The 26266-nt window shown below is 46.5% G+C and carries 15 protein-coding genes and 2 pseudogenes; all 17 read left to right on the forward strand.

Annotation, left to right across the window (positions count from 1 at the left end):
• The first annotated feature begins 32 nt into the window (after positions 1-32).
• The 17 genes and pseudogenes from purF to ACERC8_RS02665 all read left to right on the forward strand — a co-directional run bounded on the left by purF (position 33) and on the right by ACERC8_RS02665 (position 26212).
• Complete coding sequence (gene purF / locus ACERC8_RS02585; protein WP_373658348.1) at positions 33-1487, forward strand: amidophosphoribosyltransferase; 1455 nt, start codon at positions 33-35, stop codon at positions 1485-1487.
• On the forward strand, positions 1484-1696 hold the full coding sequence (locus ACERC8_RS02590; RefSeq protein ID WP_373658349.1) for a hypothetical protein: 213 nt from the start codon (positions 1484-1486) through the stop codon (positions 1694-1696). Before purF ends, ACERC8_RS02590 begins: the two co-directional genes overlap by 4 nt.
• A gap of 27 nt (positions 1697-1723) precedes the next feature.
• Positions 1724-2752, forward strand: coding sequence for a phosphoribosylformylglycinamidine cyclo-ligase (gene purM / locus ACERC8_RS02595; RefSeq protein ID WP_373658350.1), 1029 nt, complete (start codon positions 1724-1726; stop codon positions 2750-2752).
• The gene (purN, locus tag ACERC8_RS02600; RefSeq protein ID WP_373658351.1) at positions 2749-3303 is read left to right on the forward strand and encodes a phosphoribosylglycinamide formyltransferase; all 555 of its coding nucleotides are present in this window, start codon (positions 2749-2751) and stop codon (positions 3301-3303) included. Before purM ends, purN begins: the two co-directional genes overlap by 4 nt.
• A 22-nt stretch (positions 3304-3325) precedes the next feature.
• Positions 3326-4075 (forward strand): annotated as a pseudogene (locus ACERC8_RS02605) (GNAT family N-acetyltransferase); the annotation flags it as partial.
• 12 nt (positions 4076-4087) lie between these two features.
• Positions 4088-4405, forward strand: coding sequence for a MazG nucleotide pyrophosphohydrolase domain-containing protein (locus ACERC8_RS02610; protein ID WP_373658371.1), 318 nt, complete (start codon positions 4088-4090; stop codon positions 4403-4405).
• Positions 4402-4986, forward strand: a complete 585-nt coding sequence (locus ACERC8_RS02615; RefSeq protein ID WP_373658352.1) for a TIGR00730 family Rossman fold protein — start codon at positions 4402-4404, stop codon at positions 4984-4986. Before ACERC8_RS02610 ends, ACERC8_RS02615 begins: the two co-directional genes overlap by 4 nt.
• Positions 4983-6527 carry a bifunctional phosphoribosylaminoimidazolecarboxamide formyltransferase/IMP cyclohydrolase gene (gene purH / locus ACERC8_RS02620; protein ID WP_373658353.1) on the forward strand — a complete coding sequence of 515 codons (1545 nt, stop codon included), beginning with the start codon at positions 4983-4985 and terminating at the stop codon, positions 6525-6527. Before ACERC8_RS02615 ends, purH begins: the two co-directional genes overlap by 4 nt.
• Before the next feature lie 70 nt (positions 6528-6597).
• Entirely contained in the window at positions 6598-7866 is a 1269-nt protein-coding gene (gene purD / locus ACERC8_RS02625) for a phosphoribosylamine--glycine ligase (protein ID WP_373658354.1), read from the forward strand.
• A 182-nt stretch (positions 7867-8048) separates the two neighbouring features.
• Positions 8049-8537 (forward strand): 5-(carboxyamino)imidazole ribonucleotide mutase, encoded by a 489-nt coding sequence (gene purE, locus ACERC8_RS02630; RefSeq protein ID WP_373658355.1) that lies wholly within the window; start codon positions 8049-8051, stop codon positions 8535-8537.
• Positions 8524-9609 carry a 5-(carboxyamino)imidazole ribonucleotide synthase gene (purK, locus tag ACERC8_RS02635; RefSeq protein WP_373658356.1) on the forward strand — a complete coding sequence of 362 codons (1086 nt, stop codon included), beginning with the start codon at positions 8524-8526 and terminating at the stop codon, positions 9607-9609. The genes purE and purK overlap by 14 nt, the downstream gene beginning before the upstream one ends.
• Positions 9594-10208: a hypothetical protein gene (locus ACERC8_RS02640; protein WP_373658357.1), complete on the forward strand. Its 615-nt coding sequence runs from the start codon at positions 9594-9596 to the stop codon at positions 10206-10208. Before purK ends, ACERC8_RS02640 begins: the two co-directional genes overlap by 16 nt.
• A 14-nt stretch (positions 10209-10222) precedes the next feature.
• Positions 10223-11515, forward strand: a complete 1293-nt coding sequence (gene purB / locus ACERC8_RS02645) for an adenylosuccinate lyase (RefSeq protein ID WP_373658358.1) — start codon at positions 10223-10225, stop codon at positions 11513-11515.
• Between the two features lie 388 nt (positions 11516-11903).
• A complete protein-coding gene (ccpA, locus tag ACERC8_RS02650) occupies positions 11904-12905 on the forward strand; it encodes a catabolite control protein A (RefSeq protein ID WP_373658359.1) in 1002 nt (333 codons plus the stop codon).
• A gap of 283 nt (positions 12906-13188) precedes the next feature.
• Positions 13189-19626: an endo-alpha-N-acetylgalactosaminidase family protein gene (locus tag ACERC8_RS02655; protein ID WP_373658360.1), complete on the forward strand. Its 6438-nt coding sequence runs from the start codon at positions 13189-13191 to the stop codon at positions 19624-19626.
• A gap of 195 nt (positions 19627-19821) precedes the next feature.
• A pseudogene (gene tnpA, locus ACERC8_RS02660) lies at positions 19822-20286 on the forward strand (IS200/IS605 family transposase).
• 241 nt (positions 20287-20527) lie between these two features.
• A complete protein-coding gene (locus ACERC8_RS02665; RefSeq protein WP_373658361.1) occupies positions 20528-26212 on the forward strand; it encodes a glycoside hydrolase N-terminal domain-containing protein in 5685 nt (1894 codons plus the stop codon).
• Positions 26213-26266 lie beyond the last annotated feature (54 nt).

Genomic DNA, 26266 nt, shown 5'->3' on the forward strand with positions numbered 1-26266 from the left:
AGTGAGTTTGCATGAAATAAAAAGGAAAAATCATGGTTTACGAAGTCAAATCTCTCAATGAAGAATGCGGTGTCTTTGGCATTTGGGGACATCCTCAAGCGGCTCAAGTGACTTATTACGGCCTCCATAGCCTCCAACACCGTGGTCAAGAAGGGGCAGGTATTCTGGCTAATGACAGAGGCAAATTCAAACGCCATCACGGTCTAGGGTTGTTGGCAGAGGTCTTTAAGAAGCAGGAGAATCTGGACAAACTGGTCGGTCAAGCCGCGATTGGTCACTTGCGCTATGCGACGTCTGGTGCTAGCTCTATCAATAATATCCAACCCTTTCATTTCCGATTTTCAGATATGAAGGCAGGTCTGGCTCATAATGGTAATCTGACCAATGCTGTTTCTCTGAGAAAAGAGTTGGAACATTATGGTGCGATTTTTGCCAGTACATCAGATACGGAGATTCTCATGCACCTGATTCGTCGTAGTCAGCAAGCCAATCTGATGGACAAGATTAAGGAAGCCCTTAATACGGTCAAGGGTGGCTTTGCCTACTTGCTCCTCTTGGAGCACAAGCTGGTTGCGGCTCTTGATCCCAATGGTTTTCGCCCCCTGTCTGTCGGCCAGATGACTAATGGGGCTTGGGTGGTATCTTCTGAAACCTGTGCTTTTGAGGTTATCGGTGCCAAGTGGGTACGAGACATGCAGCCTGGGGAAATCGTGGTGTTTGATGATGAGGGGATGCACATTGATACCTACACGACAGAGCGTCAGCTGGCGATTTGCTCTATGGAGTATGTCTACTTTGCTCGCCCTGATAGTGTGATTCACGGGGTCAATGTCCACACGGCTCGCAAAAACATGGGGCGTCAGCTGGCGAGGGAATTCTCCCATCAAGCGGATATTGTAGTTGGTGTGCCGAACTCATCTCTCAGCGCAGCCATGGGCTTTGCTGAAGAATCAGGTATGCCAAACGAAATGGGACTCATCAAAAACCAGTACGTCCAGCGAACTTTTATCCAGCCAACTCAGGAGCTACGAGAGCAGGGTGTGCGGATGAAGCTGTCTGCTGTGTCTAGCGTGGTCAAGGGCAAGAGAGTGGTCATGGTGGACGACTCTATTGTGCGAGGGACGACCAGTCGAAGGATTGTGAGCCTGCTCAAGGAAGCAGGAGCGGCCGAGGTGCATGTGGCAATCGCTAGTCCAGAGCTCAAGTATCCTTGTTTTTATGGCATTGACATTCAAAGTCGTAGGGAGCTCATTTCTGCTAATCACACAGTTGAGGAAGTCTGTGAAATTATCGGTGCGGATACCTTGACTTATCTGTCTCTGGACGGGCTGATAGCCTCTATTGGGATTGACACCCAAGCTCCCAATGGCGGGCTCTGTGTCGCTTACTTTGATGGGGACTATCCGACACCGCTCTACGATTACGATGAAGAGTACAAGCGTAGCTTAGCTGAAAAAACTAGTTTTTATATTGAGAATGTGAAGTGATAAAAAAGCAAATCAAAAAAATTTATAGCTTGGTCTTGGCTATTAGTGTCATCTTAATTCCGTTATTAACTTTTGTTGCGATTGTATCATTTATGGACAAGAATCTAGTAGCAGGCATAGCCTATGGTGTCAGTGTTCTGGTTTGGATTTATGCCAGTTATCAATGGTTAAAGATTGCTAGGGAATTAAAAGACATAGATAAACCATAGTTTTAAACTATACATAGGAGAAATGAAATGACCGAAAACAAAAATGCCTACGCCCAGTCAGGTGTGGATGTAGAAGCTGGCTACGAGGTTGTTGAGCGGATTAAGAAGCATGTGGCACGCACGGAGCGTCTGGGCGTTCTGGGGGTTCTCGGTGGCTTTGGTGGCATGTTTGATCTCAGCCAACTGGACGTCAAAGAACCTGTGATTGTGTCTGGTACGGACGGGGTTGGCACCAAACTTATGCTCGCTATCCAGTACGACAAGCACGATACTATCGGACAGGACTGTGTCGCCATGTGTGTCAATGACATTATTGCTGCGGGTGCTGAGCCCCTCTACTTCCTCGACTACATCGCGACTGGAAAGAATGTGCCTGAAAAGCTAGAGCAAGTTGTGGCTGGCGTTGCTGAGGGCTGTGTGCAGGCAGGTTGTGCCCTCATTGGTGGCGAGACCGCTGAAATGCCTGGCATGTATGGTGAGGACGATTACGACTTGGCTGGCTTTGCTGTGGGGATTGCTGAGAAGTCACAAATCCTTGACGGTTCAAAAGTTCAGGCAGGTGATGTCCTCTTGGGACTGGCTTCAAGCGGTGTCCATTCCAATGGCTATTCACTAGTGCGCAAGGTCTTTGCGGACTATACAGGTGAAGAAGTCCTGCCAGAATTGGAAGGCAAAACACTCAAGGATGTTCTCCTTGAGCCAACTCGTATCTATGTCAAGGAGGTGTTTCCTCTTATCAAAGCAGGACTAGTCAACGGCATTGCCCACATCACAGGAGGCGGCTTTATCGAAAATGTGCCTCGCATGTTTGCTGACAACTTGGCAGCAGAGATTGATGAGGTTGCTATCCCAGTTCTACCGATTTTCAAGGCGCTTGAAAAATATGGGGACATCAAACACGAGGAAATGTTTGAAATCTTTAATATGGGGATTGGCCTGGTTTTGGCAGTTTCCCCAGAAAAGGTTGCGACAGTCAGAGAACTGGTTGACGAAGAGGTCTATGACATCGGCAGGATTATCGAAAAAACGGATAAGAGCGTGGTGATTGCCTCATGACCAAGAAGATTGCCGTGTTTGCCTCTGGCAACGGCTCCAACTTTCAGGTCATTGCTGAGGAGTTTCCAGTTGCGTTCCTATTCTCAGATAAACGGGGAGCCTATGTGTTGGAACGTGCTCAAAATTTGGGTGTGACCAGCTATACCTTTGAACTCACAGAATTTGAAAACAAGGTTGCTTACGAAGAAGCTATTGTGGATCTGTTGGACCAGCACCAGATTGACTTGGTTGTTCTGGCTGGCTATATGAAAATTGTTGGCGAGACCTTGCTTTCTACCTATGAAGGTCGCATCATCAATATCCACCCTGCTTACCTGCCTGAATTTCCAGGAGCGCACGGGATTAGGGACGCTTGGGAGGCTAGCGTGGCTGAGAGTGGCGTGACGGTTCACTGGGTGGACGCTGGTGTGGATACTGGTCAAATCATCAAGCAAGTCCGCGTCCCACGCTTGCCAGAAGACACTTTAGAAACATTTGAAGCACGGATACACGAGGCGGAGTATGCTTTGTATCCGGAGGTGTTGAGAGAGTTGGGAGTTGTAAAGAAATAAGATAATCTGTTACAATCACCTTATGAAAAGATTAAAAGATTTATCAGTAGCCACTCCTCTATTTCAAGATTGGCAAGAAACTATCATCTGGTCTTGTTTGCAGGGAGTGATGGGAGAGATCTGGGTTGATAACTCTGACAATCCCCAATCGGCCTTGGCGAAACTAGGAAGACAAACTTCTTTTGGTTTTTTAGCGGGTAAACCTTGTCTTGGACTGATTGAATCTTGTTCTGGGAAGGACATTATTCTTGTACCACAACATCAAGGTTGGTCGGATCTGATAGAAGCAACGTATGGATCAAAAGCGCATGCTTTCACTCGCTATGCGACTAAGAAAGATAGCAGATTTGACCGTAACAAGTTAGAAAAAATTGTGGCTGGTTTGCCAGTGGAGTTTGACTTGCAGTTGATTGATGAACAGTTATATAAAACTTGTTTGGCTGAAGAATGGTCGCAAGATTTGGTTGCTAACTATGATGATGACCAACACTACGCTCAACTTGGACTAGGTGTTGTTGCCCTTTATCAAGGAAAGGTGGTAGCTGGTGCTTCGTCTTACTCAACTTATAAAAATGGGATTGAAATCGAGATAGACACTCACCCTGGTTTTAGGCGAAAGGGTCTGGCAAAAGCTGTCGCGGCTAAACTAATATTAATCTGTTTAGACAGAGGGCTTTATCCTAGTTGGGACGCCCATACCAAGGTTTCCTTGGAGTTAGCAGAGAAATTAGGGTATGAATTTTCACATGAATATAGAGCTTATGAGATAGAATGGGAAAATTGTATGGATTTAAAAATTTATCAAGAATGGGTTAGTGCTTTTTATAAAAAACGAGGATGGTACGAATATGACTCTTTTGTTCGCTGCAATTTTTTGACGGAGGAAGTCGGTGAGTTGGCTCAGGCTATTCGCAAACGTGAAATTGGACGAGATAGACCAGATGAAAGTATTCAAAGCGACCAGGAGAACCTTGCAGACATCAAGGAAGAATTGGGTGATGTATTGGATAATATTTTCATTCTAGCGGATAAGTACCAGATGTCTTTGGAAGATATCATGCAATCCCATAAAGAAAAACTAGAAGAGAGATTTAAAGAATGAATATCACAGTTTATTGCGGAGCCAGTAGTGGTGATAGTCCCATCTACCAGAAGAAGACCGTTGCCTTGGCTGACTGGTTGACTGACAAAGGTCACCGACTGGTTTATGGTGGTGGTAATGTTGGCTTGATGGGCTTTTTGGCCGACAGGATTTTGACAAATGGCGGACAGGTGATTGGTGTCATGCCATCCTTTCTCCAAAAACGTGAAATTGCCCATCCAAACCTTACAGAGCTCATTGTGGTTCCTGATATGCCTAGTCGCAAGGCTAAGATGATTGCTTTAGGTGATGCTTTTATAGCCCTGCCTGGTGGGCCAGGGACGTTAGAAGAAATTACAGAAGTTATCTCATGGTCACGGATTGGCCAAAATGATGGGCCTTGTATTTTGTACAATGTCACAGGCTATTTTAACCCTTTAAAGGCCATGTACGACCACATGGTAGCGGAAGGTTTCCTCAGTCAGACAGATCGAGACAAAATCCTTTTTTCGGATAATCTAGAAGAGATTGAGGCTTTTATCACTACTTATAAGGCGCCTGACATTAGAGAATATACAACAGAAAATAAGGAGACCCCATGACTAAACGTGCTTTAATTAGCGTATCAGACAAAGCAGGCATTATCGAGTTTGCCCAAGCATTGACAGCCCAAGGTTGGGAGATTATCTCAACTGGCGGGACGAAAACAGCCCTTGATAATGCAGGGGTAGCAACTATTGCCATCGACGATGTGACAGGCTTCCCTGAAATGATGGACGGTCGTGTCAAAACTCTCCATCCAAAAATCCACGGTGGGCTCCTCGCTCGTCGTGATTTGGACAGCCATTTGGAGGCAGCCAACCAGCATGAGATTGGTCTGATTGACCTTGTTGTAGTTAACCTCTATCCCTTCAAGGGGACCATTCTGCGCCCAGACGTGACCTATGATTTGGCGGTGGAAAATATTGATATCGGTGGCCCATCCATGCTTCGCTCTGCAGCCAAAAATCACGCCAGCGTGACGGTTGTTGTGGATCCAGCAGACTATACGGTAGTGTTGGATGAGCTCAAGGCTGATGGCAAGACAACCTATGCGACCCGTCAACGTTTGGCAGCCAAGGTTTACCGTCACACAGCAGCCTACGATGCCTTGATTGCGGACTATTTCACAGCACAAGTTGGCGAAACCAAACCTGAAAAGCTAACCATCACTTATGACCTCAAACAGCCAATGCGCTACGGGGAAAATCCTCAACAGGCTGCAGATTTTTACCAGTCAGCGATTCCGACAGAGTATTCTATCGCGTCAGCCAAGCAACTCAACGGTAAGGAGCTTTCCTTCAATAATATCCGCGATGCCGATGCGGCTATCCGCATTATCCGTGATTTCAAGGATCAGCCGACTGTGGTTGCTCTCAAGCACATGAACCCTTGCGGTATCGGTCAAGCAGATGATATTGAGACAGCTTGGGATTACTGTTATGAGGCAGACCCAGTTTCTATCTTTGGTGGGATTGTTGTTCTCAACCGCGAAGTTGATGCGAAGACAGCGGAGAAGATGCATCCGATTTTCTTAGAAATCATCATCGCTCCTAGCTATTCGGCAGAAGCGCTAGCCATTTTCCAGAAAAAAGCCAATCTGCGCGTGCTGGAACTGCCTTTTGATGCCCAAGATGCCAGCGAAGCCGAGCCTGAATACACAGGCGTGGTCGGCGGTATGCTGGTGCAAAACCAAGATGTCATCAAGGAAAATCCAGCTGACTGGCAGGTGGTGACCGAGCGTCAACCGAGCGAGCAGGAGCGTGTGGCTCTAGCCTTTGCTTGGAAGGCCATCAAGTATGTCAAGTCCAATGGGATTATCATCACCAACGACCACATGACTCTGGGTGTCGGACCTGGTCAGACCAATCGTGTGGCGTCAGTTCGCATTGCCATTGAGCAGTCTAAAGACCGTCTTGACAGTGCAGTCCTTGCTTCAGATGCCTTCTTCCCATTTGCGGACAATATCGAAGAAATTGCCGCCGCAGGCATCAAGGCCATCATCCAACCAGGTGGCTCCGTTCGTGACCAAGACTCGATTGACGCCGCCAATAAACATGGCATCGCAATGGTGTTTACGGGTATTAGACATTTTAGGCATTAAGAGAGGCACACAGCATTTGCTTGTGTGTTTTCGAACAACTTGACTATTTTTTAAAAAATGAGGAGAAATGATGAAGCTGTTGGTTATCGGTTCTGGCGGACGTGAGCATGCGATTGCTAAGAAACTTTTAGAATCGCCACAGGTGGACATGGTCTATGTTGCGCCAGGTAATGATGGCATGACCCTAGATGGGTTACAACTGATCAATCTCGGAATTTCCGAACATTATGCCCTGATTGATTTTGCCAAGAAAAATAACATCGCTTGGACCTTTGTCGGGCCTGATGATGCACTGGCGGCGGGTATTGTGGATGATTTTGAATCAGCAGGTCTCAAAGCTTTTGGGGCATCGCGTCTAGCAGCAGAGCTGGAGTGGTCCAAGGACTTTGCTAAGTCTATCATGACCAAGTACGGCATCCCAACAGCCGCCTATAGTACCGTTGCCGACTTTGAGGAGGCCAAGGCTTATATCGAAAAACAGGGCGCCCCTATCGTGGTTAAGGCAGATGGACTGGCACTGGGCAAGGGAGTGGTCGTGGCAGAGACGATTGAGCAGGCGGTCGAGGCGGCGCGTGAGATGCTTTTGGACAATAAATTTGGTGACTCCGGTGCACGTGTGGTCATTGAAGAATTCCTAGATGGCGAGGAGTTTTCCCTCTTTGCCTTTGTCAACGGCGAGGAGTTCTCCCTCATGCCAACTGCTCAAGATCATAAGCGGGCTCACGATGGAGATACAGGACCCAACACAGGTGGCATGGGGGCTTATGCACCGGTTACCCACCTGCCTCAGTCCGTCATTGAACAGTCGGTGGAGACCATCATCAAGCCCCTTCTAGCAGGTATGATGGCAGAAGGACGTCCCTATCTTGGCGTTCTTTACTGTGGTCTGATTTTGACTACCGATGGACCTAAGGTCATCGAATTCAACGCCCGCTTTGGGGATCCCGAGACCCAGATTATCCTGCCCCGGCTGACCTCGGATTTTGCCCAAAACATCAGCGACATCTTGGACAAGAAAGAGCCAACCATCACTTGGCGTGAGGGTGGCGTAACCCTTGGCGTTGTCGTCGCTTCTAATGGCTACCCGCTTGACTATGAAAAAGGTGTTCCACTACCAGAAAAGACGAATGGCGACATTATCACCTACTATGCAGGCGCTAAGTTTGATGACAATAGCAGGGCTCTACTATCCAACGGCGGACGCGTCTATATGCTAGTCAGCACAGCTGATACCGTCCCAGCAGCGCAGGAAAAAATCTATGCTGAGCTGGCAAACCAAAACACTGAGGGGCTCTTTTATCGAACAGACATCGGAAGTAAAGCATTAAATAAGCGATAGTACTTAGCGACCATAGGTCGCTCTAAGCGGTACTTTTCGCTGTGGTAATAAGATGAACAATCAGGTGATTGTTCATCTCGGAAGTTTTGAGACCTCAGGCTCAAAACTTAGGCATGGAACCAAAGGTTCGCTGCCGTCCGCACCACCTCAGAAAAGTACCAAAAGAAAAAAGGAACATTAATATGAAACCAATCATTTCCATTATCATGGGCTCCAGCTCCGACTGGGCGACTATGCAAAAAACTGCTGAAATCCTCGATCAATTCAATGTCCCCTACGAGAAAAAAGTCGTCTCTGCCCACCGTACCCCAGACCTTATGTTTAAGCACGCAGAGGAAGCACGCGGTCGTGGTATCAAAGTCATCATTGCAGGTGCTGGGGGGGCAGCTCACTTACCTGGCATGGTCGCCGCCAAGACAACTCTGCCTGTTATCGGTGTGCCTGTTAAGTCTCGTGCCCTCAGTGGTCTCGATTCCCTCTATTCCATGGTTCAGATGCCCGCAGGTGTGCCTGTGGCAACCATGGCAATAGGAGAAGCGGGAGGAACCAATGCGGCTTTGACTGCTCTCCGTATCCTCTCCATTGAAGACAGCGGTATCGCAGACCAACTAGCCAGCTTTGCTATTGAACAAAGGAATCTCGCAGAGGCCATGAGCGATGAACTCAACTAAAACTATCGGGATTATCGGAGGCGGTCAACTGGGTCAGATGATGGCTATTTCCGCTATCTATATGGGACACAAGGTCATTACGCTAGACCCAGCGGCGGATTGCCCAGCTTCGCGCGTGAGTGAGGTGATTGTGGCACCTTACAGCGATGTAGAGGCTCTTCGCCAACTGGCAGAGCGCTGTGATGTCTTGACCTATGAGTTTGAAAATGTTGATGCGGATGCGTTAGACGCCGTGATAACAGAAGGTCAACTTCCGCAGGGGACTGACCTTCTTCGTATTTCTCAAAATCGCATTTTTGAAAAAGATTTCTTGGCCAATAAGACCGGCGTGACCGTGGCACCTTACAAGGTTGTGACCTCTAGCCTTGATTTGGAAAATCTTGACTTCTCAAAAACCTATGTCCTCAAAACTGCCACGGGTGGCTATGATGGACACGGTCAGGTCGTCATTCGCTCTCGCGCCGACCTTGAAGCAGCCAACAAGCTGGCTAACTCTGCCGAGTGCGTCCTGGAGGAGTTCGTCAATTTTGACTTGGAAATCTCGGTCATCGTATCTGGCAATGGCAGAGATGTCACCGTCTTTCCTGTTCAGGAAAATATCCACCGCGACAATATCCTGTCAAAAACCATCGTCCCAGCCCGTATTTCAGACGACTTGAGCGCTGAAGCGCAGGCTATGGCAGTCAAAATCGCAGAGCAGCTCAACTTGTTCGGCACCCTCTGTGTGGAAATGTTTGTGGCAGGAGACGAGATTCTAGTCAATGAAATCGCCCCACGCCCCCACAACTCAGGGCATTATTCTATCGAAGCCTGTGATTTTTCACAGTTTGACACCCATATCTTGGGCGTACTCGGTCAACCTTTGCCAACTATCAGACTCCATGCCCCAGCCGTCATGCTCAATGTCCTCGGCCAACACATAGAACAAGCTAGAAGCTATGTTGCAGAAAACCCTAGCGCCCACCTCCACCTCTATGGTAAAATAGAAGCAAAGCACAACCGCAAAATGGGACATGTGGTGGTGCTAAGGGAAGATGTGGATAGTGTGGGAGAGTTTTGGAATATAAATTGAAAAATAATAAATTTTATGAACTGGTAAAATCATCATTTAGAAGTGTTAGTAATCGGATTCAAAATTTTATAGGAAAAAATCTAAGAGAAGAGATTCGTACTAAAAGTTTAGAGGATATCAAGATTGATATATGCCTGATTGAAGATATTGATGATATTTTGAATTATATAGTGGGGTACTATAATACGTACTATTCAATTTATAATTTAAACAGACTGATGAATGTTGCCATTCTGTGTAGAAAGCAAGATCCGCATTCTGAATATTCGTTCAAGATTATGATACAACTGTATCTGTACTTAATGATAAGGCATAAAGAGGGACTTAATAAAAATGTTATCATTTCGGATGAATTAGAAATTTTCTTTTTATTTCTAAATGTTATTCAAAATAACATATCTAATAATCAAGTAGGACAATCTGTAAAACGGGGGAGAAATGATGCTTTACAAAGTTACCTAAACTATAATTTCATTCCTCCTAATGGTTTGAATATTGAAATTAATCTTATGGGAAGATTTGAAGATTGGGTAATTCCTTTTGATAAAATGAAAAATGAATATGTTTTAAATCAAATTGGAATCTATAAAATGAAATAAAGGAGCCAAACAAAATGCTAACACGTTATTCCCGCCCTGAGATGGCGAACATTTGGAGTGAAGAGAACAAGTACCGTGCTTGGCTGGAGGTGGAAATCCTCGCTAGCGAAGCATGGGCTGAGTTGGGTGAGATTCCCAAGGAAGATGTGGCGAAGATTCGTGCCAATGCGAGCTTTGATATCGACCGTATTTTAGAAATCGAAGAGGAGACTCGTCACGATGTGGTGGCCTTCACCCGTGCGGTGTCAGAGAGCTTGGGCGAGGAGCGCAAGTGGGTGCACTATGGGCTGACCTCGACGGATGTAGTTGATACGGCTTACGGTTACCTCTACAAGCAGGCCAACGACATTATCCGTCGGAACCTTGAAACCTTTACCAATATCGTGGCTGAGAAGGCGCGTGAGCACAAGATGACCATCATGATGGGGCGTACCCACGGGGTGCATGCGGAGCCAACGACCTTCGGTCTCAAACTCGCAACTTGGTACAGCGAAATGAAGCGCAACCAAGAACGTTTCGAGCGCGCAGCAGCTGGTGTTGAAGCTGGAAAAATCTCTGGTGCTGTTGGAAACTTTGCTAACATTCCTCCTTTCGTCGAAGAATATGTTTGTGGCAAATTAGGCATCCGCCCGCAAGAAATTTCAACGCAGGTGTTACCTCGTGACCTCCATGCCGAATACTTTGCAGTGCTGGCTGGCATCGCGACATCGATTGAACGCATGGCAACGGAGATCCGTGGTCTGCAAAAATCGGAGCAACGTGAAGTCGAAGAGTTCTTTGCCAAGGGTCAAAAAGGTAGCTCTGCTATGCCTCACAAACGCAACCCCATCGGTTCAGAAAACATGACAGGGCTTGCGCGTGTCATTCGTGGGCACATGGTCACGGCTTATGAGAACGTGGCGCTCTGGCACGAGCGCGATATCTCGCACTCATCAGCGGAGCGGATTATCACGCCAGACACGACCATTCTTATCAACTACATGCTCAACCGTTTTGGCAATATCGTCAAGAATTTGACGGTCTTCCCAGAAAACATGATTCGCAACATGAACTCTACTTTTGGCTTGATTTATAGCCAACGTGTCATGTTGAAACTCATTGAAAAGGGCATGACGCGTGAGGAGGCTTACGACTTGGTACAGCCAAAAACAGCCTACTCATGGGATAACCAAGTGGACTTCAAACCGCTCTTGGAAGCTGACGAGAAAGTCACCGAAAAACTCACCCAAGACGAGATTGACGAACTCTTTAACCCAGCCTACTACACCAAGCGGGTCGATGACATTTTTGAGCGATTGGGATTGTAGGGGGAACTTTATTTATTCGTTACATCACTAGAAACAGGCACCTGATTATCAATCGGTGTCTGTTTCTTGGTGCAGTCGTAAAAGCAACGGTTTTATGAGAATAGTTCCCATTGTTTTACTGGTGTAGCAGTCGTTTGCTTCTCGCTTAGAGTTAAGTTGATGGCTATTGGTCAGTCTTTTTAGACAGTTATCGTTACCTAAGTAAGAAAGGCTGGGCTTGATGTTAAAGTTTTAGTGATATGAAAAGGGCAGATATTTCATTGCCACATCGCAGAAAAAGGATTAAGCAATAGCTTTTTTCAAAAAAATTATATTTATGCTTGAAAGTGTTTCCATAAAGTGGTAGAATAAGAGTGAAAACGACATTTTCAGAAAGAGAGGAAAATTTATGCCTACAGATGATACCATTACCATCTATGACGTGGCGCGAGAAGCGGGAGTATCCATGGCGACTGTTAGCCGTGTGGTTAACGGCAATAAAAATGTCAAAGAAAACACCCGTCAACGAGTGCTCAGTGTTATTGAGCGTCTGGACTATCGTCCAAATGCCGTTGCCCGTGGATTAGCCAGCAAAAAAACGACAACAGTCGGGGTTGTTGTCCCAAATATTGCCAATAGTTACTTTGCGACTTTGGCAAAAGGGATTGATGACATCGCTGCCATGTACAAATACAACATCGTGCTGACCTCAAGCGACGAAGACCAAGATAAGGAAATTGACGTGGTCAACACCTTGTTTGCTAAACAAGTTGATGGGATTATTTTTATGGGTCACCATTTAACGGATAAGATTCGTTCAGAGTTCTCACGTTCACGGACGCCTATTGTATTGGCAGGGACAGTTGATTTGGAGCATCAGTTACCAAGTGTCAATATCGACTATAGGGAAGCGGTGATGGATGTGTTGGATATGCTGGCGGCAAATCATGATAAGATTGCCTTTGTGTCAGGTCCTCTGATTGATGATATTAATGGCAAAGTGCGTTTGACTGGCTATAAGGAGGGTCTTAAAAAGAATAAGCTAACCTTTAACGAGGGTCTAGTATTTGAAGCCAAATACCGCTACGAAGATGGCTTTGCACTGGCACAGCGCTTGATTAACTCAGGGGCAACTGCAGCTTATGTTGCCGAGGATGAATTGGCTGCAGGTCTGTTGAATGGTCTTTTCGCAGCTGGTAAACATGTTCCTGAAGATTTTGAAATTATCACAAGTAATGATTCAACAGTTGTTAATTACACTCGTCCTAACTTGACGTCAATTAGCCAGCCGATTTATGATTTGGGTGCTGTTGCCATGCGTATGTTGACCAAAATCATGAACAAGGAAGAACTGGAAGAAAAAGAGATTGTGCTTAATCACGGCATCAAAAAACGTCAGTCGACCAAATAACATCAAAAAAATTAGTAAGTGCTGGAGCTTGGCTCTGGCATTTTTTGTTTAGAACAACGATTTTCATAACAGCTTATAGGGCTGACATAGTTGGTAGCAAGACCAGTCGTTCCTTCGTCTCTAGCGATGGGAGATGTAGGGTGGATTGCAAAGAGAGGAGAAACGTGTCCGTTGATGTTGCCTCCTTTTCTAAAAAACGCTTGCATTTTATACAGAAATAGTTTATTATATAGATGTATAGAAAACGATTACACCAAGGTGTAACTTTTGGGAGGAGGAAAAAATGGGAAAAGACCTATTTTCGAAAAAAAGTCATTTCAGTATCCGTAAACTGAGCGTGGGTGTTTGCTCGGTGATTATCGGACTGAGTTTTTTGTCTGGACAGACTGTTGAAGCTGCTGAAACAAGTGGAGCTGTCGATTCAACAGCGGACACTGGTTTGGCAGTAGCAGAACCGGACAAAGAAACTGATGAGGGGACGGTTCAGCCGACAGCAAACAATCTGTCTGACCTTTCTGAGGCAGAAAGTCTGAAGCCAGTCGGTGAGGAAACTAGTGCCGTGACGCCTACTGTCACCGAGACGGAAGGCAGTCAACCGGTTGCCAGCTCTGCTATTGCCCCAGAAATATCAAATAGTCCAGCAGTAGGAACAGCGCGTGCAGCTTCTCAAAAAACCATTGAATGGACACCTGCATCAACTGTGCCAGGTACTGTTACGGTCAAGGAAGCAGAGGGAGTTCGTTACAATACTTTGACCCCATCTGCTCAAAATGATAATGGTAATAATGCAGCTCTGTTTGTCAAAGAAGGTTTAGCAGTCAGCGAGGAAGGTAACGCCACTGTCAATTTGACGTTTGTTGAGCAGTCTGAACCTGGTGCAGGGCGCTTTGGCGTTTTCCTCAATCACCAAGATAATAGCAACCACATCTTTGTCGGTTATGACAATGCTGGCGGCTGGTTCTGGGAATACAAGGCGTCTGGTCAACGTGGTGCTTGGTTAACTACTCGTAGTATGGCATCACCAACTAAAGGTAGCACCAATGAATTGATAATCAGTTTGAAACATGATGGTCAGCTCAATGCGACAGTCAACGGCAATAAGGCTTTTGATACTTTGACCATTCCGACGGAGGTCATGACAGCACTGCGCAACAACAAGCGTATTGCCCTCAAGGCAGGTCGTTTCAACGATCAAGTGACTACAGTTGATGTCAAGACAGATAATCAAGAAGGTGTTCAAACCAATACCCAACCAAACCCTACTGTTACTGGCACTCAAGTAGATGACAGCCAGTACACTTATGACACGATTCATTCAGCAGAAATGGCTGTTAAAATTGATACAGCCTTCCCACGGGTGCGGGAATATACGCTTGGTACAGATACACTACCAGGTCAAGTCATCGCTAACAACAAAGTTAAAATCAATGGCATTGAACTTGACCCAACGGTTAATTTCCAAAAAATTGACGATACCACTGTCCTTTATACCCTCACGGCACGTTCAGACGCTAACAGTATCAATGCTACTATCAAACTTCAATTGAAGGTAGTTGGTAATGAACTCCACTACGATGTGACTGAGATTACCAATCACAACAACGTGGTAGCAGGTCAAGAAATTGATGATGTTAAAAAGCTGATTAGCACCATTGAACTTCCAGGTAGTCATCTAATTTCCGTGTCTAGTGCCGATAGCGATGCCAAGTTTAATGGCGCTCGCATGTCAACCAATACTCATCGTAACGGTGACGAAGAGGTGGCAGTAACGAGAAGCATGGGAGACATGGCTACTCGTGGCTATATGTATGGTTTTGTATCTAACAATAAACTGGCAGCAGGTGTCTGGAGCAACTCTCAGCATAATTATGGCGGAGGCGCCAACGATTTTACCCGATTAACAGTTAATAAATTCTCAGCCAATGGCGAAAACTTTATCGGTATTCAAAGTTCACCATTTATTTATCAACGGGCTTTCCAAAACAAGGTTTATGACCAACGGACTTTCGTTCTGCCGAGTGCTAAGGTCGTTATCACGAGAGATAAAAATGATGACGGACGCGTGGACTGGCAGGACGGTGCTATTGCTTACCGTGACATCATGAATAATCCGAAAGGGGCTGAAAGTGTGCCTGACTTGGTGGCATACCGTATCGCTATGAACTTCGGTTCACAGGCTCAAAACCCATTCTTGATGACCTTGGATGGTATCAAAAAAATCACCCTCCATACGGATGGCTTGGGGCAATCTATCCTGCTCAAAGGTTACGGTAGTGAAGGGCATGACTCAGGTCACCTGAATTATGCTGATGTGGGTCGTCGTATCGGTGGTGTCGAGGATTTCAAAACCTTGATTGAGAAAGCTCGTCCATACGGGGCTAAACTGGGTATCCATGTCAATGCTTCTGAGACCTACCCTGAGTCTAAATATTTCATTCCAGAGCGCCTGCGCAAAAACGCTGATGGCTCGTATAACTACGGCTGGAACTGGATTGACCAAGGGATTAACATCAACTCTGAGTACGACATGGCTCATGGCCGTTTCGATCGCTTCAAGGACTTGCGTGATGCCTTGGGTGACGGTCTGGACTTTATCTATGTCGATGTTTGGGGCAATGGCCAAGCAGGAAACGATTCTGCTTGGGCAACTCACATGCTGTCCAGAGAGATTAACGAGAATGGTTGGCGAGCAGCCTACGAGTGGGGCTACGCTGGTGAATATGACTCCACCTTTCAACACTGGGCATCTGATTTGACCTACGGTGGCTACAGCTTGAAAGGGATTAATAGTAACATCGTTCGCTTTATTCGAAACCATCAAAAAGATTCGTGGGTCGGAAACTATCCAAGCTATGGTGGTGCTGCCATCAACCCACTTCTGGGTGGCTATGACATGAAGGACTTTGAAGGCTGGCAAGGTCGTAGCGACTATCTGGGCTATATGACCAATCTCTTCAAGAATAATATTCCAACGAAATTTATCCAGCACTTCAAGGTGACCAACTGGACAAATGGCACGCCAGTAACGATGTCTGATAATGGTGAACAGTATCGTTGGATACCTGAGATGGAGATTAAGCTCAAAGATGACAACAACCGTCAGCTGGTGATTGCTCGTAAGTCCAATGATGTCAACGCCGCAGGCTACCGTGAGCGGACCATGACCTTAGATGGTCGTGTCATCTATGATGGCTCAGCTTACTTGATGCCGTGGGATTGGGATGCTAATGGTCGTGCTTTAGCTGACTCAGATAAGAAATTCTACTACTTCAACACTCAAGCAGGGGCAACGTCATGGGAGCTACCAGCTGATTGGCAATCTGGCGACCTCTACCTTTACAAACTGACTGATACAGGTAAGGTTGACGAGCAACGTTTGACTGTGCAAAATGGGCGTGTAACCATTGATGTGCCAGCCAACACAGCTTATGTCCTTTACCGCAGTCCGCAGACCAACAAGGACGTTAAGTGGAGCGAGGGCATGCACATTGTTGATCAAGGGTTCAACAGTGGCAGTCTGTCTCCGTGGACAGTGAGCGATAGCAGCAAAGCGCAAATCGAGCGGTCTCAAGGGGACAACCCAATGCTGGCTTTGTCATCAAGCACCAGCGATGTTACTGTTTCTCAACGCTTGACTAATCTTAAACCAAATACAGCCTATGCGGTCTATGTCGGCGTTGATAACCGTAGCACCTCAGATGCGATTCTGACGGTCAATACAGGCGACAAAGTGATCAGCAATCAGACCAATCAGTCCATTGCTCTGAACTATGTTAAAGCCTATGCTCACAACACTCTGGAGCGAAATGCGACCGTTGACAATAAGAGTTACTTCCAAAACCTTTATGTTTTCTTCACCACAGGTGATGATGTGTCAAACGTCACACTCACTTTGACTCGTAAGGGTGAAAATGAAGCCAGCGAAGGTAAGGTTTACTTTGATGAGGTGCGTGTCTTTGAAAACAATTCAAGCATGTACGGTAGTGAACATGATTTCAGCAAGACCAAGGTCTTCTTCCAAGACTTTGAGCATGTGCCACAAGGAATTTTCCCATTTGTTATCGGTGGTATTGAAGGTGTTGAGGACAACCGTACCCACCTCTCTGAAAAGAATGAACCTTATACTCAACGTGGCTGGAATGGCAAGAAAATTTCTGATGTGATTGATGGCAACTGGTCTCTGAAGACCAATGGTCTTGTTGGACGTGGTCGTCTGGTTTACCAAACTATTCCACAGAACTTTGCCTTTGAAGCAGGTAAGACCTATCGTGTCAGCTTTGACTACGAAGCAGGTTCTGATGATGCCTATGCCTTTGCTATCGGTGAGGGTGAGTACCGTAGTCCAGACCAGCTGACCCTTCACCCATTGAAAAATACTTGGGAAAACAGCGATCGTGCTGGTCGAGCCAGCTATGTGATTAACGGTAGCGATTCAGGTCAGAGTTGGATTGGTATCTTCTCAACAGCTCGAGGTGGCGATACCAAGGGTGAATCTGGTGGTAATGCCAACTTCCGTGGTTACAATGACTTCATTCTGGATAACCTACGTATTGAGGAAATCGAAGTGACCGCTGATTTAATCTTGGATGAGGCTATCAAACGTCATTTGCCAGTAACAGATGAGACTTATACCAAAGAAACCTTGGTGCCTTATAAGGATGCTGTTGTCAGCTTGATGGCTGCTTTGGGTCAAGGGCTGAGCGTTGAAGAAGCACAAAGCTTAATTGCCCAAGCAGCTCGCGCCCAAGCAGGTCTGGTCAGTCACAAAGTGGCGGTATCAACACAGGCTATTGAGTCTGCGGTGGCTAGCGAGCAACCAGGTCAAAATGAGAACCTCTGGAAGGCATTTGATGGCAACCCAGGTACCATCTGGCACTCAGCTTGGAACGGTAGTGGCTTTGGTCAGCCCGCAACGGTGACACTGAAAGAGCCGATTGCAGTGACTCATTTGGATTATGTGCCACGTCCTGGTGGGGCTAACGGTCGTGTCAAAGCAGGTAATCTCGTTATTGTGGATAGCTCTGGTGAACGTCACAACTTTGCTATTGCCGATTGGACAAATGATAGTCGAACCAAACGAGTAGACTTTGGTCGTGAAATTTTGACCAAGCAGATTATCTTTACAGCTACCGAAACCTACGGAAACCGTGAGAGCGAAAATAATAAGTTTGTCTCCGCTGCAGAATTTAAGCTTGGCTTGGTTGTCCCAAGGAATCAACCAGACGATTTGACCCCTTGGACAACTGCCTTGGCTGTAGCCAAGGAAAGACTTGGAGAAGATGATGAGCAGATTGCAGGTCTTGAGAAAACATTTGCTACTCTGACCGCTCAGAACTTGTTGACACAAAACCAAATCAACCACCTCGCAACTGTCCTCGACCAACTTCAAAAAGTTGAAAAACCTGATACAGACACGGATGAGGGAACATCTCCAGCCGACGGAGAAGAACAAGGAAATTCAGATGTTGATAATCAGTCAGGCGATGAGAGTCAAGATTCAGGCACACCGGGTGATTCAGCTGATACCAATACAACCCCAGATGGTACCCAAGATAATGGTGGTGACCAAGTTGGCTCAGATTCAGATGACCAGTCCGATGATGAGAGTTTCGACCAAAATGGCAACGTAGGTACCGACGAAGACGGCAACACCGGCGCTGACCAAGGTGGTAACACTGATACCAACGAAGGCGGAAACACCGGTGCCGATGCAGGTGTCAACACAGACAACAATGAAAGCGATGCAGATACCAACGCTGATACCAATGAAAGTGGCAACACTGATACTAACGCAGGCGGTAACACCGGTGCCGATGCAGGTGTCAACACAACCAAACCTGACACCACACAACCACCGCGTCAAATTACTGACGTCAACCCTCAAACTGACTCAGGTATCATCGCAGAGGTTCAAACAGCGGATGCCAAGGTGGCAGGCTTGAGCGTGGTCTTCCACAAAGAGACTGACAACCCGGAAACACCAGCCATCCTCAAAGGTACCGACTACGACCTCTTTGACATCGAGCTGGTCGACAAGGATGGTAATGTCACCAAACCAGCTGCTCCGGTTGACGTTTACCTGCCGATTGATGACGGTAAAGACGTCGCTCAGGTGGTTTACCTACCAAATAGTGACCAGAGCCATGCTCTGCCATTCACAACAATAACTCGTGATGGCAAGCGCTATGCTAAGTTCACCGCAGAGCACTTCAGTGAGTATGGTATTGTTTATGAGCCACAATCAACACCGGTTCCAGATCCAGACCATGTTCCGACTCCAGGAACCCCTGGTCAAGGTGGCAACACACCAGACACTGGTAATACACCAAATAAACCTGTGGACAAGGATAAATTGGCGACCGATTTGCTTAAAGCAATCGATGCATCTAACTTGACTGACGAGCAAAAAGGTGATTTGGCTGTCAAGGTAGCCTTCGCAGAAACTGAAGCTGAACTCGAAGCCATCAAGGCAGAAGTTGCTAAGCTTGTTAAGGTGGCAAGCCAATCAGTAGCTCCTGTAGCTTCAGCACCAGCAAGTAAGAAGGGACTCCCTGCAACAGGCGNGGTGGCAAGCCAATCAGTAGCTCCTGTAGCTTCAGCACCAGCAAGTAAGAAGGGACTCCCTGCAACAGGCGATGCCCACACAGCTCTAGCTGCTGTCGGCGCAACAGCCCTCCTATCAGCTCTAGGCTTAGCCGGACTGAGAAGACGAGCTAGATAAGCTAATAAAAACTAGATTGGCCATGAGCCAGTCTAGTTTTTTGATTATGTGACTTTAAGTCCGTTTCGCACCTACGGAGCGAAACAAACAACCACCCGCTATGCGGGTGCGCATCGCAGGTTATACCAAAAAAAAAACTTCAAACGCGATACAATAAAGGTGCTCAAGCCTATTGTAGAGCGAAAGGAGAAAAATATGGCTCAAAAAGCACATAGTTTATCACACACAAAGTGGAATTGTAAATATCACATTGTGTTCACCCCTAAGTATAGACGAAAAGTCATTTATAATCAATATCGAAGTAGTTTAGGAGAGATTTTTCGGCGTTTATGCAGTTATAAAGGTGTAGAGATTATTGAGTGACATCTGATGCCAGATCATGTTCATATGTTGGTCAGCATTCCCCCTAAAGTTAGTGTTTCCAGTTTCATGGGCTATTTGAAAGGGAAAAGTGCTCTCATGATGTTTGACAAGCACGCCAATCTCAAATATAAGTTTTGGAATCGTCATTTTTGGGCAGAGGGTTATTATGTGAGCACAGTCGGTCTTAATGAAGCCACTATAAAGAAATATATTCAAGAACAGGAAAAGCATGATATATCACTTGATAAACTGAGTGTGAAAGAATACGAAGATCCTTTTAGGGATAATGGCAAGTAATACCAACACCTCTTTGAGAGGTTTGTGACGAGTCAAGAGCAGTGAGGCTTGAACAACGTGAAAGAAAGCAGCATAGGCGCTGGCTGGTGATGTGGGCTTATAGCCCCTGTTCAAACCACCCGTTAGACGGGTGGTCATGATTTTTATTGTAAAAATTTAGTAAAAGAATTCAAAAAATGCTTGCAAAAAACCATAAAACAGGTTATTATATAAATAAAAAACGATTTCAAGGAGGCTTTTTGTGAGACAACATCTTTTTTCAAAAAAGAGTCATTTTAGTATCCGAAAACTGGGTATAGGTGTTTGTTCAGTTATCATTGGGACAAGTTTATTTGGTCAAATGACAGTGCAAGCCGATGAATCTGGTTCTGTGACTACTGACCCCGTTCCTGCTGGCAGAGCTGATGCATCACATTCTGCTGAAGCTGAAAGTAGGAGCGAAGCGCCAGCTATTGACCTTGACAATAAAGAAGAGCCGGCTACTGAGTCGGTACAGGTGCAACCTGAGGTCGTCGATTCAAATTCTTACACGCTCCATTATGAGCGGCCTGCAGCGACGACTTATCAAGGATGGGAGAGCGAGGCTTTGCCGATTGGTAATGGCGAAATGGGTGCTAAGATTTTCGGACTTGTTGGGGCGGAGAAAATCCAGTTTAATGAGAAAACCTTGTGGTCTGGAGGTCCGACTCCTGATGATGCGACCTATAACGGTGGAAATTTAGCCAATAAACATGAGTACCTGCCGCAAATTCGAGAGGCGTTAGAAAAAGGTGATTTGACGACGGCCAAGCGGTTGGCAGAAACCCATCTCAAAGGTCCCTACGATGAGCAGTACGGGCGCTATTTGGCGTTTGGTGATGTCTTTATCGATTTTACCAATCAAGAAAAAACATTGGATAGTGTGACCGACTACCACCGTGATTTGGACATCAAGACAGCGATTAGTCGTACCAGCTATAAGCAGGCAGACACAACCTTTAGTCGTGAACATTTTTCGAGTTTTCCTGATGACGTTACAGTGACTCATCTCACCAAAGAGGGAGAGAAATCTCTGGATTTTGAGGTGTCAATGCGTTTAACGACAGATTGGTTGAAAAATCAAACGACTTACGACGAAAACAAACGGTCTTCCTATAAGACTGGAGAGGTAACCTATAGCGATGAGGGGATTCTCTTGTCTGGAGAAGTGACCAACAACAAAATGAGGTTTGCATCGTTTCTGAGTGTTGATACGGACGGTGAATTAACGCGTCATGAAGATAAATTATCAGTTCGTGGGGCTAGCTACGCCACCTTGCTGCTGACGGCAAAAACAGATTTTGCACAAAATCCTAAGACCAATTATCGTAGACCAGATGCCAATGTTGTCAGTGAGGTCAAGGCAATTGTTGCCAAAGCCAAGCAAAAAACCTATGAGCAGCTGAAGGAAACGCATGTAGCTGATTACAAAACCCTGTTCGACCGTGTTAAACTGAATTTGACAGACAAAGAGATGACAGCGTCAACAGACCGTCTGTTGCGCGATTACAGACCAGAGACTGGGCAAGAGCTAGAGGAATTATTCTTCCAGTATGGTCGTTATCTGATGATTACGTCATCGCGCGATCGCCTCAATGCCTTGCCTGCCAACCTGCAAGGGGTCTGGAATGCGGTGGATAATCCGTCTTGGAACTCTGACTATCACCTCAATGTGAACCTCCAGATGAATTACTGGCCGGTTTATAGCACCAATATAGCAGAGACCGCTTTGCCATTGATCAACTATATTGATGATATGCGTTACTATGGTCGTATTGCTGCGAAGGAATATGGTGGTATCGAGTCCCGAGATGGGGAGGAAAATGGCTGGTTAGCCCATACTCAAGCAACGCCGTTTGGTTGGACAACACCGGGATGGAACTACTACTGGGGCTGGTCACCGGCATCAAATGCGTGGATTATGCAGAATGTTTATGATTACTATAAATTCACGCAGGATAAAGACTATCTGGAACGGAAAATCTATCCAATGCTCAAAGAGACTGCCAAGTTCTGGAATAGTTTTCTTCACTATGATCAGGCTAGCGATCGTTATGTGTCATCGCCATCTTATTCACCTGAGCACGGTAGCATTTCTATCGGCAATACCTTTGACCAATCACTGATTTGGCAACTCTTCCATGATTACATGGAGGCCGCTGAGATTTTAGGTAAGGATGCCGAATTTGTCAAGGAGATTAAAGTCAAATTTGATAAGCTGAAACCTCTTCATATCAATAATGCTGGCCGTATCAAAGAATGGTACGAGGAAGACACGCCTGCCTTTACAGGAGAGGGGGTTCAGGCCAATCACCGTCATGTGTCAGAGCTTGTTGGTTTGTTCCCAGGTACCCTGTTTAGCAAGGACCAACCAGACTATCTTGAGGCTGCAAAAGCAACTCTGAACGCGCGTGGTGACGGAGGAACGGGCTGGTCGAAAGCCAATAAGATTAACCTCTGGGCGCGTTTGTTAGATGGTAACCGTGCGCATCGCTTACTGGCAGAGCAATTGCGTGGCTCAACCCTTACTAACCTATGGGACACTCATACGCCATTCCAAATTGATGGCAATTTTGGTGCGACATCAGGTATTACGGAAATGCTGTTGCAATCTCACACAGGCTATATTGCCCCATTAGCAGCTCTTCCAGATGCTTGGAAAACAGGACAAGTTTCAGGTTTAGTGGCGCGTGGCAATGTTGAGGTAGCCATGGCCTGGCAGGAGAAAAACCTGACCCACTTGACCTTACAAGCAAAATCAGGGGGTAAACTTCAGATTGATTACCCACGTATCGAAACGGCCACAGTGACCATCAATGGTCTGCCAGCAAGTTTCCGACGTGTTCAGGCGGATCGCATTGAAATCGAGACAACAGCAGGTGATGTGGTGTTTATCCGTGATGTTTTGGGACGTATCACTGACTTGCGGGCGGAGAGAACTGGTGAAGGTCAGGCTAAGTTGATTTTTTCACCTATTGATAAGGCTACCTACTATCGTATTGAACGTGTGGCAAGAGATGAAGCGGGTCGGGTAGCTGATACAAAAACATTTACTACGGTTGATCCGATTTATCGTGATACAAGAGTTTTGCCAAGCCATCATTATGCTTATCGTGTACAAGCTGTCTTATCGGATACCTTGAGCACAGCTTGGTCTGATCCAGCCAATATCGCCGATGTCAAACTTATTTTGGATGACCGAGACAGCAGTATACGCTACGGGGCCATTTTTGGCAACTGGGCGGACAATAGCCTTTACGGCGGTACGGAAAAATTTGGTGATTTGACAGGTCGTCAGGTGTCAGAGGCTGACCGAACAGTCATCGTCCCATTTGTTGGCACTGGTATCCAAGTCTATGGGTTGAAACACAGTGGACTTGGTAAGGCTCTGGTCTACGTTGATAACGAAGCTCGTGGAGAGCTGGATTTCTATGGAACGAGCGGTGTTCAAAAGGGTGTTCTTATTGGGCAAATTGACGGTCTAACAGATGGTGCGCATGAGTTGAAACTGGTCATTGATAACAGACCTGCTACACGTACAAATGAGCGGAATAAGATTTCTCTAGACTATTTCCGTGTGTTGACGGAGAATTCCGGAAGTTCTGAAGTCTTAGACGATAGAGATCCGAGAGTTACTTACGGTTCTGTCTTTGGTAACTGGTCTGATAATGTTCTTTATGGTGGCACGGAGAAATACGCTGACATCACGGGTAGCCAACGTTCAGAAGCAGACCGTACTGCTACTCTGACCTTTACAGGCACAGGAATTCAGATTTTTGGGCTGAAATCAACGGCCCTTGGGAAAGCGACGGTGACCATAGATGGTCAAGCTGTTGCGCCTCTGCTATTTAATAAAGCGTCTGGCGACACCGAAAAAAGTGTGCTAATCGGCGAGTACAGAAACTTATCAGACGGCGAGCATACGATAGCACTAACAGTTGCACCAGAATCAATCAACAACAGTCGTCATAAGATTTCCTTAGATAAATTTGTCATCTTGAAGTCGCCGCTGGAGCAATCTTACCCAGCCACTTTAGAAGATATCGGTGCTCAAGCGACTTATTTTGATGTGACATTGCCTACTGGAGAGTGGACGACTGTTGAGGTTTTATTGCCAGAGCAAGCAGAACCAATACGGATTCAACAAACAGCTGATGGTATTGTAGTGAGCGGAACAAGTCGTCTTGAACATGAAGCAACGGGTATTGTTCGGCTAACGTTACCACCACAACAAGTAGCAGGTCCTGTTCGGGTGGTGACTTATCAGACTGATGAAGCAAGCGGGACAGCAGTGGCTCTCTTAGCCCGTTCGGTCATGGTAGAACATGCACCGATTGATGGCGGTAGCCAGGATGAGTCAAATTCTGGCAATCCGTCAGGTGATGCAGGTCAAAATCCAGGCACACCAGGCGATTCAACTGATTCAAACACCACCCCAGGTGGTGATCAGGCTAATGGTGATAGCCAAGACAGCTCAGATTCTGACGACCAGTCCGATGATTCAAGTTCCGGGCAAGGTGGGGATACTGGTGCAGACCAAGAAGGTAAGACCAACTCAGACCATGATGATTCAGACTCTGGCAATCCGTCAGGCGAAACAGGTCAAAATCCAGGCACCCCAGGTGATTCAGCTGATACCAATACAACCCCAGGTGGTGACCAAGATAATGATGGTAGCCAAGATGGCTCAAATACTGACGACCAGTCCGATGATGCAAGTTCTGACCAAGGTGGCGATACTGGCGCCGACCAAGGCAGTTCAGATTCTAATAGTCAGCCAGGTGATGTAGATACTGACGAAGGTGGTAACACCGATACCAATGAAGGTGACACTTCAGGTACTGACCAAGGCGAACACACCGGTGCAGACCAAGGCGGTTCAGCTGATTCAAACACAACCCCAGATGGTGACCAGGCTAATGATGACAGCCAAGGCGACAACGCCGGTACCAACGAAGACAGTAGCACCGATACCAACGCAGGTGATGCTGCGGACGCTGACCAAGGTCGTTCAGATTCAGGCAATCCATCAGATAATACAGGTCAAGATTCAGGCACACCAGGTGATTCAGCTGATACCAACCCAACTTCAGGTGATGACCAGGATAATGGTGGTAACCAAGGCAGCTCAGATTCAGATGACCAGTCCGATGATGAGAGTTTCGACCAAAATGGCAACGTAGGTACCGATGAAGGTGTTAATGCAGGTGCTGACGAAGGTGGCGGTACCGACGCAGGTGGTAGCGCTGATACTAATCAAGGTGACAACACAACCAAACCTGACACCACACAACCACCGCGTCAAATTACTGACGTCAACCCTCAAACTGACTCAGGTATCATCGCAGAGGTTCAATCAGCGGATGCCAAGGTGGCAGGCTTGAGAGTGGTCTTCCACAAAGAAACTGACAACCCTGAAACGCCAGCTATCCTCAAAGGTACCGACTACGATCTCTTTGATATCGAGCTGGTCGACAAGGATGGTAATGTCACCAAGTCAACTGCTCCGGTTGACGTTTACCTGCCGATTGATGACGGCAAAGATGTCGCTCAAGTGGTTTACCTACCAAATAGTGACCAGAGCCAAAGCCTGTCATTCACAACAGTGACTCGTGATGGCAAGCGCTATGCCAAATTCACCGCAGAGCACTTCAGTGAGTATGGTATTATTTATAAGACACCATCAGCTACTGCTCCGCAAGCTCCTCACCAAGGTGGAGACGCTCCTATCCATGGCAACATAAGCCGACCAGCTACAGCTCCTGTAGGTTCAGCACCAGCCTCAGCGATAGCAGGTAAGAATGTACTCCCTGCAACAGGAGATGCCCACACAGCTCTAGCCGCTATCGGCGCAACAGCCCTCCTATCAGCCTTAGGCTTAGCCGGACTGAGAAGACGAGCTAGATAAGTTAATAAAAACTAGATTGGTCATGAGCCAGTCTAGTTTTTTATTCAGATGTTT

Origin of the sequence: Streptococcus sp. E29BA, assembly GCF_041807805.1 — a bacterium.
Lineage (GTDB): Bacteria > Bacillota > Bacilli > Lactobacillales > Streptococcaceae > Streptococcus > Streptococcus entericus.

Bases quoted from the DNA above. Each gene is read 5' to 3' on its own strand.
- purF (WP_373658348.1), top strand. From the start codon at position 33: ATGGTTTACGAAGTCAAATCTCTCAATGAAGAATGCGGTGTCTTTGGC.
- purM (WP_373658350.1), top strand. From the start codon at position 1,724: ATGACCGAAAACAAAAATGCCTACGCCCAGTCAGGTGTGGATGTAGAA.
- purN (WP_373658351.1), top strand. From the start codon at position 2,749: ATGACCAAGAAGATTGCCGTGTTTGCCTCTGGCAACGGCTCCAACTTT.
- ACERC8_RS02610 (WP_373658371.1), top strand. From the start codon at position 4,088: ATGGATTTAAAAATTTATCAAGAATGGGTTAGTGCTTTTTATAAAAAA.
- ACERC8_RS02615 (WP_373658352.1), top strand. From the start codon at position 4,402: ATGAATATCACAGTTTATTGCGGAGCCAGTAGTGGTGATAGTCCCATC.
- purH (WP_373658353.1), top strand. From the start codon at position 4,983: ATGACTAAACGTGCTTTAATTAGCGTATCAGACAAAGCAGGCATTATC.
- purD (WP_373658354.1), top strand. From the start codon at position 6,598: ATGAAGCTGTTGGTTATCGGTTCTGGCGGACGTGAGCATGCGATTGCT.
- purE (WP_373658355.1), top strand. From the start codon at position 8,049: ATGAAACCAATCATTTCCATTATCATGGGCTCCAGCTCCGACTGGGCG.
- purK (WP_373658356.1), top strand. From the start codon at position 8,524: ATGAACTCAACTAAAACTATCGGGATTATCGGAGGCGGTCAACTGGGT.
- purB (WP_373658358.1), top strand. From the start codon at position 10,223: ATGCTAACACGTTATTCCCGCCCTGAGATGGCGAACATTTGGAGTGAA.
- ccpA (WP_373658359.1), top strand. From the start codon at position 11,904: ATGCCTACAGATGATACCATTACCATCTATGACGTGGCGCGAGAAGCG.